Origin of the sequence: Xanthomonas sp. SHU 199 (assembly GCF_000364665.1) — a bacterium.
Classification (GTDB): Bacteria; Pseudomonadota; Gammaproteobacteria; order Xanthomonadales; family Xanthomonadaceae; genus Xanthomonas_A; species Xanthomonas_A sontii.
Window position 1 is genome coordinate 1 of sequence record NZ_AQOI01000132.1, and the last position, 12,715, is coordinate 12,715.

At 69.6% G+C, this 12,715-nt stretch carries 13 protein-coding genes; 9 read left to right on the forward strand and 4 right to left on the reverse strand.

The window, feature by feature from the left end; genetic code table 11:
- Positions 1 to 72: 72 nt before the first annotated feature.
- The 3 genes from D183_RS0106275 to infA all read left to right on the forward strand — a co-directional run bounded on the left by D183_RS0106275 (position 73) and on the right by infA (position 2,268).
- Positions 73 to 1,197: a GNAT family N-acetyltransferase gene (locus D183_RS0106275; protein WP_017908257.1), complete on the forward strand. Its 1,125-nt coding sequence runs from the start codon at positions 73 to 75 to the stop codon at positions 1,195 to 1,197.
- A gap of 22 nt (positions 1,198 to 1,219) precedes the next feature.
- On the forward strand, positions 1,220 to 1,957 hold the full coding sequence (aat, locus tag D183_RS0106280; protein ID WP_017908258.1) for a leucyl/phenylalanyl-tRNA--protein transferase: 738 nt from the start codon (positions 1,220 to 1,222) through the stop codon (positions 1,955 to 1,957).
- Between the two features lie 92 nt (positions 1,958 to 2,049).
- The gene (infA, locus tag D183_RS0106285) at positions 2,050 to 2,268 is read left to right on the forward strand and encodes a translation initiation factor IF-1 (RefSeq protein WP_004425677.1); all 219 of its coding nucleotides are present in this window, start codon (positions 2,050 to 2,052) and stop codon (positions 2,266 to 2,268) included.
- A gap of 130 nt (positions 2,269 to 2,398) precedes the next feature.
- Here infA and clpA read toward each other — a convergent pair whose 3' ends face one another.
- Positions 2,399 to 4,681: an ATP-dependent Clp protease ATP-binding subunit ClpA gene (clpA, locus tag D183_RS0106290; RefSeq protein WP_017908259.1), complete on the reverse strand. Its 2,283-nt coding sequence runs from the start codon at positions 4,679 to 4,681 to the stop codon at positions 2,399 to 2,401.
- A gap of 123 nt (positions 4,682 to 4,804) precedes the next feature.
- The gene (gene clpS / locus D183_RS0106295; RefSeq protein ID WP_010341728.1) at positions 4,805 to 5,125 is read right to left on the reverse strand and encodes an ATP-dependent Clp protease adapter ClpS; all 321 of its coding nucleotides are present in this window, start codon (positions 5,123 to 5,125) and stop codon (positions 4,805 to 4,807) included.
- A gap of 76 nt (positions 5,126 to 5,201) precedes the next feature.
- Between clpS and D183_RS0106300 the strand changes: the two genes are divergently transcribed.
- The 6 genes from D183_RS0106300 to D183_RS0106325 all read left to right on the forward strand — a co-directional run bounded on the left by D183_RS0106300 (position 5,202) and on the right by D183_RS0106325 (position 9,696).
- On the forward strand, positions 5,202 to 5,705 hold the full coding sequence (locus tag D183_RS0106300) for a hypothetical protein (protein ID WP_017908261.1): 504 nt from the start codon (positions 5,202 to 5,204) through the stop codon (positions 5,703 to 5,705).
- Positions 5,705 to 6,163: an NUDIX hydrolase gene (locus D183_RS0106305; protein ID WP_017908262.1), complete on the forward strand. Its 459-nt coding sequence runs from the start codon at positions 5,705 to 5,707 to the stop codon at positions 6,161 to 6,163. Before D183_RS0106300 ends, D183_RS0106305 begins: the two co-directional genes overlap by 1 nt.
- Positions 6,160 to 7,302, forward strand: coding sequence for a tRNA 2-thiouridine(34) synthase MnmA (mnmA, locus tag D183_RS0106310; RefSeq protein ID WP_026144244.1), 1,143 nt, complete (start codon positions 6,160 to 6,162; stop codon positions 7,300 to 7,302). Before D183_RS0106305 ends, mnmA begins: the two co-directional genes overlap by 4 nt.
- Positions 7,299 to 7,913 carry a high frequency lysogenization protein HflD gene (hflD, locus tag D183_RS0106315; RefSeq protein ID WP_017908264.1) on the forward strand — a complete coding sequence of 205 codons (615 nt, stop codon included), beginning with the start codon at positions 7,299 to 7,301 and terminating at the stop codon, positions 7,911 to 7,913. The genes mnmA and hflD overlap by 4 nt, the downstream gene beginning before the upstream one ends.
- Before the next feature lie 162 nt (positions 7,914 to 8,075).
- Complete coding sequence (locus tag D183_RS0106320; RefSeq protein WP_017908265.1) at positions 8,076 to 9,266, forward strand: methyl-accepting chemotaxis protein; 1,191 nt, start codon at positions 8,076 to 8,078, stop codon at positions 9,264 to 9,266.
- Between the two features lie 130 nt (positions 9,267 to 9,396).
- Positions 9,397 to 9,696 (forward strand): hypothetical protein, encoded by a 300-nt coding sequence (locus D183_RS0106325; protein WP_017908266.1) that lies wholly within the window; start codon positions 9,397 to 9,399, stop codon positions 9,694 to 9,696.
- A gap of 915 nt (positions 9,697 to 10,611) precedes the next feature.
- On the opposite strand, the gene D183_RS0106335 is transcribed toward D183_RS0106325, so the two are convergent.
- Together D183_RS0106335 and D183_RS0106340 are read right to left on the reverse strand one after the other, a co-directional pair.
- Positions 10,612 to 11,931 (reverse strand): ABC transporter ATP-binding protein, encoded by a 1,320-nt coding sequence (locus D183_RS0106335; protein ID WP_010341738.1) that lies wholly within the window; start codon positions 11,929 to 11,931, stop codon positions 10,612 to 10,614.
- Positions 11,932 to 11,947: 16 nt separating this feature from the next.
- On the reverse strand, positions 11,948 to 12,715 hold a 768-nt coding region (locus D183_RS0106340; RefSeq protein ID WP_017908268.1), incomplete at its 5' end, for an ABC transporter permease subunit.

The following is a 12,715-nucleotide window of genomic DNA, read 5'->3' on the forward strand; positions in this document are numbered from 1 at the left end:
CCGTGCGCCCGCGCGCGCGGCCGGTGACGCCGGCGGCCGCTGCGCCGCCTTCCACCGCGAGCAGCGCCGGCGATGAGCCGGATCCGCTGGCTGCACCAGCTCGATACGGTCGCTGCCGCCGACTGGGACGCCCTGCACGACGGTCGCAATCCCTTCGTCGCCCACGCCTTCCTGGCCGGCCTGGAGCAGCACGGCTGCCTGCGCCCGGACTGGGGCTGGAGTCCGTTGCATCTCACCGTCTGGGACGGCGAGGCGCTGGTCGCGGCGGCGCCCGGCTACGTCAAAAGCAACTCGCACGGCGAATTCGTGTTCGACCATGCCTGGGCGCATGCCTACGCGCGCTACGGCCAGGACTACTTCCCAAAGTGGCTGTGCGCGGTGCCGTACTCGCCGGTGACCGGGCCGCGGCTGCTCGCCCGCGACCGGGCGGCGCAGCAGGACCTGCTCGCGGCCATGCGGGCGCTGACCGAGCGCACCGGTCTGTCCTCGGCCCACGTCAATTTCCACCGCGCCGACGAGGACGCCGCATTCGGCGCCGACTGGCTGGAACGCAACGACGTGCAGTACCAGTGGCACAACGACGCCGGCTGGACCGGGTTCGACGATTACCTGGGCGCGATGGACCACAAGCACCGCAAGAACATCCGCCAGGAGCGGGCCAAGGTGCAGCGCGCCGGCATCGGCTTCCGCGTGCTGCACGGCGACGAGGCCAGCGCCGCCGACCTGCAGGCGATGTACGGCTTCTATCTGCGCACCTTCGACGACTACGGCAATTCGCCGGCGCTGACCCTGGACTTCTTCTCGCATCTTGCGCGAACGATGCCGCGCAACCTGCTGATCTTCCTGGCCATGCATGACGGCGCGCCGGTGGCCGGTGCGTTCTGCCTGCGCGGCGGCGACACCCTGTACGGCCGGTACTGGGGCGGCGAGCCCCTGCCCGGCCTGCACTTCGAGACCTGCTACTACCAGGGCATCGAGTACTGCCTGCGCGAGGGCCTGACCCGCTTCGAGCCGGGCGCGCAGGGCCAGCACAAGATCGCCCGCGGCTTCCTGCCGCGGCTGGTACGCAGCCGCCACTGGATCGCCGACCCGGGCTTCCGCGTGCCGTTGGCCGAGTGGTGCGCGCAGGAGCGCGCCGAGGTGCGCCAGCACGCGGCGGCGCTGCAGCGCCACTCGCCGTTCCGCCACGACGCCTGAGGCATCGGCTACGCTGCCGGCGATGCGTCGTCTCCCTGTCCTGCTCGCGGCCGATCCCGCCGCCCCGTTCCCGCCGCCGTCCAGCGCCCTGCGCGAGCCGAACGGCCTGCTCGCGGTCGGCGGCGACCTGTCGCCGACGCGCCTGCTCACGGCCTACGCCCAGGGCATCTTCCCTTGGTACTCCGACGGCGAGCCGATCCTGTGGTGGAGTCCGGACCCGCGCACCGTGTTCCGCAGCGATGGCGTGCGCCTGTCCTCGCGCTTCCGCCGCAGCCTGCGCCACTGTCCGTGGACCGTGCGCGCCGACACCGCCTTCGCCCAGGTCATCGATGCCTGCGCGCAACTCCCCCGCCGCGGCCAGGACGGCACCTGGATCACCGCGCCGATGCGCGACGCCTATCTGGCCTTGCACCAGGCCGGCCACGCACATTCGGTGGAAGTGTTCGACGGCGACGAGCTGGTCGGCGGCATCTATGGGGTGGCGCGCGGGCGCATGTTCTTCGGCGAGAGCATGTTCAGTGCGCGCAGCGGCGGCTCCAAGGTCGCGCTGGCGGCACTGGCGCGGCGCCTGCACGGCTGGGGCTGGCCGCTGATCGACGCGCAGGTGGAGAACGACCACCTGCTCAGCCTGGGTGCCGAGCGCTGGCCGCGTGCGCGGTTCCTGGACACCATCGCGCCGCTGGTGGCCGCGACTGCCGAGACCGCGCCGTGGACGCTGCGCTTCGGCACCCTGGCGGCCGCGGAACTGGCCCAGGGCTGAGCGGGATTAACGCAAACTTTGCATGGCGCGGCCCAGGCGAGTAAAATCCTCGCTCTTCAGGCCTTTGGCCGTTCCGAATCGCACAGGATTACATGTCGAAAGACGACTCCATCGAATTCGAAGGCACCGTCAGCGAGACGTTGCCCAATACCACGTTCCGGGTCAAGCTGGAAAACGGGCACGAAATCATCGCCCACATCTCCGGCCGCATGCGCAAGAACTACATCCGCATCCTGACCGGCGACCGGGTGAAGGTCGAAATGACCCCGTACGACCTGACCAAGGGTCGCATCACCTACCGCATGAAGTAATCCGCCCCGGGCGGACATGAAGAAGGCGGCCAACGGCCGCCTTTCGCGTCTGCAACGATGGAACGACGGTGACCTCGCCAGGCGGCTGCAGCCTCTGCAGCCGCCTTTCGTCGTGCCTGTCGGCCCGGCCTCAGTCCACCGTCGCCGGCAGCAGGCGCTCCGGCTCGGCCTGGGTATCGACCACCAGCTCGCCGTCGCGCACGTCGATGGTGACGCGGCCGCCGTTGACCAGCTTGCCGAACAGCAGTTCGTCGGCCAGCGGGCGCTTGACCTTGTCCTGGATCACCCGCGCCATCGGCCGCGCGCCCATCAGCGGGTCGAAGCCGTGCTGGGCCAGCCAGTCGCGCGCGGTCGGGGTCGCCGACAGCGACACGTGCTTCTCCTGCAGCAGCATCTCCAGCTCGATCACGAACTTGTCGACCACGCGCAGGATGTGGCTGAAGGCCAGCGGCTGGAACTGCACCACCGCGTCCAGGCGGTTGCGGAACTCCGGGGTGAAGCTGCGGCGGATGATCTCCATCGCATCGGTGGAGTGGTCCTGCTGGGTGAAGCCGATCGAGCGCCGCGAGGCCTGGGTGGCACCGGCATTGGTGGTCATCACAAGGATCACGTTCTTGAAGTTCGCCTCGCGCCCGTTGGTGTCGGTGAGCACGCCGCGGTCCATGACCTGCAACAGGATGTTGAAGATGTCCGGGTGCGCCTTCTCCACCTCGTCCAGCAGCAGCACGCAGTGCGGGGTCTTGACGATCTTCTCGGTCAACAGGCCGCCTTGGTCGAAGCCGACGTAGCCCGGGGGCGCGCCGATCAGGCGGCTGATCGAATGCGGCTCCATGTACTCGGACATGTCGAAGCGCACCAGCTCGATGCCCAGTTGCAGCGCCAGCTGCTTGGTGACCTCGGTCTTGCCCACGCCGGTGGGGCCGGCGAACAGGAAGTTGCCGATCGGCTTTTCCGGATTGGCCAGGCCCGAGCGCGCCAGCTTGATCGACGAGGCCAGCGTCTCGATCGCCGGATCCTGGCCGAAGATCACCATCTTCAGGTTGCGCTCCAGGTGCTGCAGCACGTCCTTGTCGGTGGCGCTGACCTGCTTGGCCGGGATCCGCGCCATCTTGGCGACGATGGTCTCGATCTCCTCGATGTCGATCAGCTCCTTACGCTGGCCTTCCGGCAGCAGCCGCTGGCGCGCGCCGGCCTCGTCGATCACGTCGATCGCCTTGTCCGGCAGCAGCCGGTCGCCGATGTGCTTGACCGACAGGTCCACCGCCGCCTGCAACGCGTCGTCGGCGTAGGTCACGCCGTGGTGCGCCTCGTACTTCGGCTTGAGGCCCTGCAGGATCTCGAAGGTCTCGCCCACGGTCGGCTCGACGATGTCGATCTTCTGGAAGCGCCGCGCCAGGGCGCGGTCCTTCTCGAAGATGCCGCGGTACTCCTGGAACGTGGTCGAGCCGATGCAGCGCAACTCGCCCGAAGACAGCGCCGGCTTGATCAGGTTGGAGGCGTCCATGGTGCCGCCGGAGGCGGAACCGGCGCCGATGATGGTGTGGATCTCGTCGATGAACAGCACCGCGTTGGGCACCTTCTTCAGCGAGGTCAGCACGCCCTTCAGGCGCTTCTCGAAGTCGCCGCGGTACTTGGTGCCGGCGACCAGCGCGCCCAGGTCGAGCGAGAAGATCACCGCGTCGGCCAGCACCTCAGGCACCGTGCCCTCGACGATGCGCTTGGCCAGGCCCTCGGCGATGGCGGTCTTGCCGACACCGGCCTCGCCCACGTACAGCGGGTTGTTCTTGCGGCGGCGGCACAGCACCTGGATGGTGCGCTCGATCTCGTCGGCGCGGCCCACCAGCGGGTCGATGCGGCCGTTGCGGGCCTGCTCGTTCAGATTGGTGGCGTACTCGGCCAGGGCATCGCCCTTGGGCTCGCCCTCGCCCGCCTCGCCCTTGGGCTCGCCGTCGGACGGCGCGGCGTGCTCGCCGTCCTCACCCATCTTGGCGATGCCATGGGACAGGTAGTTGACGATGTCCAGGCGGGTGATGTCCTGCTGGTTCAGGAAGTACACCGCGTGCGAGTCCTTCTCGCCGAAGATCGCCACCAGCACGTTGGCGCCGCTGACTTCCTTCTTGCCCGAGGACTGCACGTGGTAGACGGCCCGCTGCAGCACCCGCTGGAAGCCCAGGGTGGGCTGGGTGTCGCGGCCATCGTCGTCGGCCAGGCGCGCCACCGAGGCTTCGATGGCCTGTTCCAGGTCGCCGCGCAGGCGGTCGACGTCGGCGCCGCAGGCCTTGAGCACGGCCTGGGCGGAGGGATTGTCGAGCAATGCCAACAGCAGGTGCTCCACCGTCATGAACTCATGACGGGCTTCCCGGGCGCGCTTGTAGCACTGGCCGATGGTCTGCTCGAGATCTTTGCTGAACATGGTGTACTCCGACGTCTGTTGCCGACAATATGTGGCTTGAGTTGCGAATTTCCACAACCCTATCGGATCAGTGTGTTCACACCGCGTTAGTCCGGGCAAACCGGTGACCGACGCCTCCCACTATCAGGCTTTTTCCATCGTGCACAACAGGGGATGCTGGTTCATCCGCGAGAACTCGTTCACCTGAGCCACCTTGGATTCAGCCACCTCGCGGGTATAGACCCCGCACACCCCGCGGCCGCGGGTATGCACGTGCAGCATCACCTGGGTGGCGCGCTCCAGGTCCAGGGAGAAGAACTGCTGCAGCACGGTCACCACGAAGTCCATCGGGGTGTAGTCGTCGTTCAGCAGCAGCACCTGATACATGGGCGGGCGGGCGACTTCCGGCTTGCCGGTCTCCACCATGACGCCATGATCGTGCTCGGGGGAATTCTTGCGGGGCATCCGCCCATTATATACGGGGGCCGCCGGCCAGGATTGGACGATCGTCGGCCCTGCCCGCACAATTCCCCTCCTTTCGATGGCGCTCCGCATGCATTCGACGATGTTCCCCAAGCTTCCGCTGCTCGCCGCGCTGCTCGCCGCCGCCCTGCCGGCCGCCGCCGAGACGCCGGATGCGGCGCTGGGCAAGCGCCTGCAGGCGCTGGGCTACGACGTACAGGCGGACGAGGACGGCGACTATCAGGTGCTGTTCGGCCTGCGCGACCACGGGCAGGAGCGCAAGCAGCTGACCTATGTGCGCTCGCCGGTGGAGACCTTCGGCAGCTACCGCATCCGCGAGGTGTGGTCGCCGGCCTACCAGGCGCAGGGCGACAGCCTGCCCGCCAAGGTCGCCAACCGGCTGCTGGAGGACGCGCAGTCGGACATCCTCGGCGGCTGGGTGCGCCAGGGCGGCACCGCGGTGTTCGTGGTCAAGATCCCCGCCGATGCCGACGATGCGGCGCTGCGTGAGGCGCTGGAGGCGGCCGCGCGCGGCGCCGACGCGATGGACGCCGAACTGAACGGCGGCAAGGACCTGTTCTGATGACGGCGGCCGCGGAACCCTGGCAGCCGGACGTGACCGTGGCCACGGTGGTGGTGCGCGACGGGCGCCTGCTGCAGGTCGAGGAAGCCATCGCCGGTGCGCTGGTGTTGAACCAGCCGGCCGGCCACCTGGAGCCGGACGAGAGCCTGATCGAGGCCGCGGTGCGCGAGACGCTGGAGGAAACCGGCTGGCAGGTGCAGCCGACTGCGTTCATCGGCGCCTACCAGTGGAAGGCCGACACCGGCCGCCACTACCTGCGCTTCGCCTTCGCCGCCGATCCGGTCGCGCACGATGCGCAGCGGCCGCTGGACACCGGCATCGTGCGCGCGCTGTGGATGACCCCGGCCGAACTGGAGGCCGAAGCGCCGCGCTGGCGCAGCCCACTGGTGTGGCAGGTGGTGGCCGACTACCTGGCCGGGCGCCGCTACCCGCTGGATCTGCTGCGGCAGGTGGCATGAGCGGTGCAGCGGTCATGGTCGGGGTCTCCGGCGGCGTGGATTCGTCGGTGGCGGCCTGGCAGCTGGTCCAGCAGGGCGCGGCGGTGTCCGGCCTGTTCATGCAGAACTGGGCCGACGACGGCAGCGGCGACTGCCGTGCCGACGACGACCGCCGCGATGCGGTGGCGGTGTGCGGGCGACTGGGCATCCCCTTCCATTTCCGCGACTTTTCGCAGGAGTACTGGCAAGGCGTGTTCGCGCACTTCCTGGCCGAATACGCCGCCGGGCGCACGCCCAACCCGGACGTGCTGTGCAACCGCGAGGTCAAGTTCAAGCATTTCCTGGACGCGGCGCGCGAGCTCGGCGCCGAGCGCATCGCCACCGGCCACTATGCGCGGGTGGACAGCCTCGGCGGCCGCTGGCGGCTGCTGCGCGGGCTGGACCGCAACAAGGACCAGAGCTACTTCCTGCACCAGCTGGGCCAGGCGCAACTGGCCGCGACCCTGTTCCCGGTCGGCGAACTGCCCAAGGAACAGGTGCGCCGCATCGCCCGCGAAGCCAGCCTGCCGACCCACGCCAAGAAGGATTCCACCGGCATCTGCTTCATCGGCGAACGCGATTTCCGCGAATTCCTCGGCCGCTACCTGCCGGCGCGGCGCGGCGAGATCCGCGACCCGCACGAGCAGGTCGTGGCCGAGCATCCGGGGGTGTTCTACTTCACCCTGGGCCAGCGCGAGGGCCTGAACATCGGCGGGGTGCGCGGCCGCGCCGCGGCGCCATGGTACGTGGTCGGCAAGGACGTCGCCCGCAACGTGCTGTACGTCGACCAGGACCGCGACAGCCCCTACCTGATGGCCAACGGGCTGCAGTCCGAGGCCGCCCACTGGATCGCCGGTGCGCCGCCGGCACGGCGCTTCGAGTGCACCGCGCAGACCCGCTACCGCCAGGCCGACGAGCCCTGCACGGTCGAGGTCGGCGACGACGGCACCCTGTCGGTCCGCTTCGCGCGCCCGCAGCGCGCCGTCACCCCCGGGCAGTCGCTGGTGCTGTACCAAGGCGAGGAATGCCTGGGCGGCGCCGTGATCGCCACCACCGATGCCCCGCTGGAGCGCCGCCTGGCGCAGCAGGCCCCCGCCGTACACGAGGACCCCATTCGATGACCGATTCCATGGACGCGCGCATGCTGGCGCTGGCGGGCATGGCCCAGGCCCTGCAGCAGGTGCGGCGCATCGCCGAGACCGGCCAGTCCGAGGCGTCGCTGGTACGCACCCTGCTCGACAGCGTGTTCCGCATCGACGCGCCCAGCCCCGAAGCGGTCTATGGCCGCCGTGCCGACCTGGCGCCGGGCCTGCGCCTGCTGCACAACTACTTCCGCAACCAGGGCCAGGACGAGGTGCTGCCGCGGCTGGCGCTGGCGGTGATCCAGCTGGAACGGCGCTTCGCCGGCGATGCCGAGACCGACGCCAAGGTCGATGCCGGCCTGGCCCGGATCGCGCCGCTGCTGGAGCGCCATGCCGACAGCACCCACCCCGAGGTGATCGCGGCGTTGGGCCAGCTCTACGCCGACACCATCAGCCACCTGCGCCCGCGGGTGATGGTGCAGGGCAACCCGCATTACCTGGGTCAGGCCGGGGTGGTGGCGGAGATCCGCGCGCTGCTGCTGGCGGCGGTGCGTTCGGCGGTGCTGTGGCGGCAGATGGGCGGCAGCCTGTGGGATTTCCTGCTGGCCAAGCGGCGCATGCGCGAGACCGTGGACCGCGCCTTGCGCTGAGTCCCCGGAGGGCCGGCGCCGGGCCGGCAGCGCGCCGCCCGCGGTGGTTCTGCGACGCGGATCGTACGAATGTCGGCAGGTTTCGATGATCCGCGCACCACGTTGCTAAAGACCCGGGGGGGGGCGGCCGATACAGCAATCGTGAATCTGCCGAGAACTTCCATGTACTCACGCCTCCTGATCCGTCTGGCCGCCCCGCTCGCCCTGACGCTGCTGTTCCCCATCGCCGCCGGCTTCGATTGGCCGGCCCCGGTCCGTTGGGCCATCCTCACCACCATGACGCTGAGCTGGCTCGGTTTCGCCGGCTGGACCGCGTACAGCCAGAGCCGGCGCTCGCCGGAGCAGGCCAAGGTCATGCGCGAGCAGGACCACCTGCTGACCGAGCTGCGCAGCTTCGTCGGCAACGAGATCGAGGGCTCGCGCTCGGAGATCGAACGTGCCCGCGAACTGATCCGCCAGGCGGTCAGCGGCCTGGGTGGCAGCTTCGAGGCGATGAACCGCAAGTCGCGGCAGCAGAGCGTGGCGCTGGCCCGCATCGTCGACCGCGCCGGCGAAGACGGTGGCGCCGGGGTGGACGTGGCCCGCTTCGCCCAGCATGCCAGCCAGCGCATGGAGCAGCTGGTGGAGGCGCTGGAGCAGGTCAGCGGCCAGAGCAGCACCACGGTGCACTACATCGACGACATGTCCCAGCACCTGGACGGCATCTTCGCCCTGCTGGAGGACGTCAAGTCGATCGCCGACCAGACCAACCTGCTGGCGCTGAACGCGGCGATCGAAGCGGCGCGCGCCGGCGAGGCGGGCCGCGGCTTCGCGGTGGTGGCCGACGAGGTGCGCAACCTGTCCGAGCGTTCGACCACCTTCAACGAGCAGATCCGCAAGCTGGCGCACAGCTCCAAGGACGCCATCGCCAAGGTCCGCGAGACGGTCTCGAACATGGCCTCCCGCGACATGGACCGCTCCCGCGAGGCGCGGGCCGAGGCCGCGGCGATGCTGGACAACGTGGCCGCGATCAACCACTCGCTGGGCGACGGCATGCGCGAGATCTCCGAGTGCGGCCGCGCCATCGACAGCAGCGTCGCCGAAGCGGTGCGCGCCCTGCAGTTCGAGGACATCGCCACCCAGGCCCTGGGCGGCGTGCACACCCACCTGGACCGCCTGACCGCGATCAACCGCGAGGCCGTGGCGCTGCAGGAACTGCTGCACCGCAATGGCGGCGTGTTCGACCACGAACTGCTCGACGCCCTGCAGCGGGTCGGCAACCGCCTGCGCGACATGCGCACCGAGTGGGAGCGTCCGCCGCACAAGCCGGTGGCGCAGCAGAGCATGGGTGCCGGCACGGTCGAGTTGTTCTAAGTCCGCCTTGTCGCGCTCCGCGCCATGAACCGACGAGTCCCCGGCCCCTGCCGGGGCTTGTCGTCTCTGCCCTTCCCGTCCGGCCCCGTCGATGTCGATGCATCTCCAGTCCCTGTCCCGAGTTGCGGCCATGTCCTGCGATGACAGCAGCGGCGCGCACGTGCCCGCGTCCGAGCCGGTGGCCGCACCCGGCATCCGGCCGGTGACCGCGCCGCGCCAGCCCGGCCACGCCCTGCGACGGCTGGAAACGCTGGCCCAGGCCGAACTGCGGCAGTTGCTGATCGCACGCGCACCGGCGCAGCAGGACGCGCGCATCGCCGACCCGGTCTGGGCCGGCCTGGCCTGGGACATGGGCCTCAACGGCAGCGCGGTCGCCGCTGCCGGCACGCCGGCGCCGCTGGTGCACTTTCCGCTGTACGACGGCGATTGAGTCGATCGCGGCGGTTGCGTTGGCATCGCGCGGTGCCTGATGTGGCCGCGCGTTCGGGGCGCCGCGCTAGAGACTCACCCGGCCCCATCTCTCGATTTCGCTTGCTGCAGGAGGCCGGGCAGCCCGTGCATTCTTCGCGGCTGCAGGAGCGGCTTCAGCCGCTAAAGGCGGTACCGGAAATGCTCCTGTCGCGGCTGAAGTCGCTCTTGCGAGGCGACGGCTGGTTTCACTGAACCACGGCAACAAGCAGCGATGCGCGATGCCATTCGGTCGCGAAACGCGAGCGACACGTGCCTGGCCGGCCGCATGCAGTCGGGACTGAAGTCCCTCCCACAACGACTCCGATCAGATCGCGACATCGTTGCTGCAAGGCGCATTCGGCGGCGAGCTACGACACATCGACCGACCGACGTCGCATCCAGGCGCGCGCCTGAACCCTTCTCCCACCGGCCGTGGGCAAGCGTCACTGTGGGAGCGACTTCAGTCGCGACGCGCGATGCCGTCCGGCGCTTCGATGCGCCTGCAGTCGGGACTGAAGTCCCTCCCACAACGCCCCCGATCAGATCGCGACATCGTTGCTGCAAAGGCGCATTCGGCGGCGAGCTACGACACATCGACCGACCGGCGTCGCATCCAGGCGCGCGCCTGAACCCTTCTCCCAATCGCGAGCGCCCGGCCGTGGGCAAGCGTCACTGTGGGAGCAACTTCAGTCGCGACGCGCGATGCCGTCCAGCGCTTCGATGCGCATGCAGTCGGGACTGAAGTCCCTCCCACAACGACTCCGATCAGATCGCGACATCGTTGCTGCAAGGCGCATTGGGCGGCGAGCAAGGCCATGCCTGACGCCGTTCCTGCAATGGTGGCCGTCGGGTCGCGGCTGAAGCCGAAACTGCGCACAGCCTGAAATCCACGCGATCAGCTCGGATTCTCCAGCGAGAACAGGTCCGCCTGCTTGTCGTAGGCAAAGTACTCGGCGTAGCGCGCCCAGCTGGTGACCGCCTGGACCGTCTCCGCCGCGTAGGCCTCGGACATGTGGTCTTCCAGTTCGTCGCGGAAGCGGCGCGCCGGCGCGTGATGCGCCGGGCGTTCGTCGAGCACGCGGCGGATGTGCGCGGCCAGCGGCACGTAGGTGGCCAGGTGCTGGGCGAACAGTTGCTTGCGCGCGTCGGTGCCCAGCTCGGCGAAGCGCTGCCCGGCCGGGGTCAGCTGCAGGTCGCCCTGTTCGAACACGGCGAAGCGCAGCAGTTGCAGGGTCTCGGCGATCGGGAACAGTTCGTCCACTTCCAGCTGCAGGCCTGCCGCCAGCGGCGGCAGGTCGGCACGGCCGTGGTAGGGCTCGGCCGCCACCGCTTCGATCAGGCCGGCCAGCAGGTTGCTCGAGACGCGCGGCAACACCATGGCGATGCCGCTGCCCGGGAACACGCCCTCGCGGGTCTGCGGCCGCTGCGGGCTGGCGGTCATGCGCGCATAGATGTCGTCGACCAGGGCGCGGAACGCCGGCGCCAGGCGATTGCGCGGCTGCGGCAGGGTCACTTCGATCTCGCCGATCACCCGCCCCGGATTGGCGCCGAAGATCACGATGCGGTCGCACATCAGCACCGCTTCTTCGATGTTGTGGGTGACCATCAGGATCGATTCGATCGGCATGCGCCCTTCCGACCACAGGTCCAGCAGGTCGGTACGCAGGGTCTCGGCGGTCAGCACGTCCAGCGCCGAGAACGGCTCGTCCATCAGCAGCAGCTTCGGCCGCACCACCAGCGCCCGCGCCAGGCCCACGCGCTGGCGCATGCCGCCGGACAGTTCCTTCGGGTAGGCGCCCTCGTAGCCGTCCAGGCCGATCAGGTCGATCGCCGCCAGGGCGCGCCGGCGGCGCTCGTCGGCGGCCACGCCGCGCGCCTCCAGGCCCACTTCCACGTTCTGCAGCACGGTCAGCCATGGGAACAGGGCGAAGCTCTGGAACACCATGGCGATGTCGTCGGCGACCTGGCCCGGCGCGGCATCGCGGAAGGCGATGCTGCCGGCGCTGGGCTGCAGCAGCCCGGCGATGGCGCGCAGCAGGGTCGACTTGCCCGAACCAGAACGGCCGAGCAGGCCGACGATCTGCCCCGAGTGCAAGGTCAGGTCGACGTCCTCCAGCACCACCAGCGGCGTCGCCCCGCCCTTGTCGTAGGTCTTGCGCACACCCTGCACGCGGACCAGCGGGGCGCGCTCGGGCACGCTTGCGGAATAGCTCATGGTCGGTCTCCAGGAATCAGTCGAAACGCAGGCGGCGTTCGGCGAAGACGTACAGACGTCGCCAGACCGCACGGTTGAAGAGGGTCACGAACAGCGACATCACCGCCACCCCGAGCAGCACCCGCGGGCCGTCGCCGGCGGCGGTGGCGCGGGCGATGTAGGCACCGAGGCCGTAGGCCTGCACCTGGGTGTGGCCCCAGCTGGCCAGCTCGGCCACGATGCTGGCGTTCCAGGAACCGCCCGATGCGGTCAACGCACCGGTGATGTAGTACGGGAAGATGCCGGGCAGGATCACCCGCCGCCACCAGGTCCAAGAGCGCAGGTGGTAGATGGTGGCGGCCTCGCGCAGATCGGTCGGAAACGCGCTGGCGCCGGCGATCACGTTGAACAGGATGTACCACTGGGTGCCGAGGATCATCAGCGGCGACAGCCAGATGTTGGGATCGGCGCCGGTGCTGACGATGGCCAGCACCGCGAACGGGAACAGCACGTTGGCCGGGAACGCGGCCAGGAACTGCGCCAGCGGCTGCACCCGCTGCGCCACCTTCGGGCGCAGCCCGATCCACACCCCGATCGGCACCCACACCACGCTGGCCAGGGCGATCAGCACCACCACCCGCAGCAGCGTGGCCAGGCCGCCGCCGAAGGCCTCGGCCAGGTCGTGCAGGCCCAGGTGGCGGCGGCCATAGTCGTAGGCGAACCAGGCCGCGGCCGCACCGGCCAGGGCCAGCGCCGCGCTCCACAGCCGATCGCCCCACACCCCGCCGCGGCCCGGTGCGCGCGG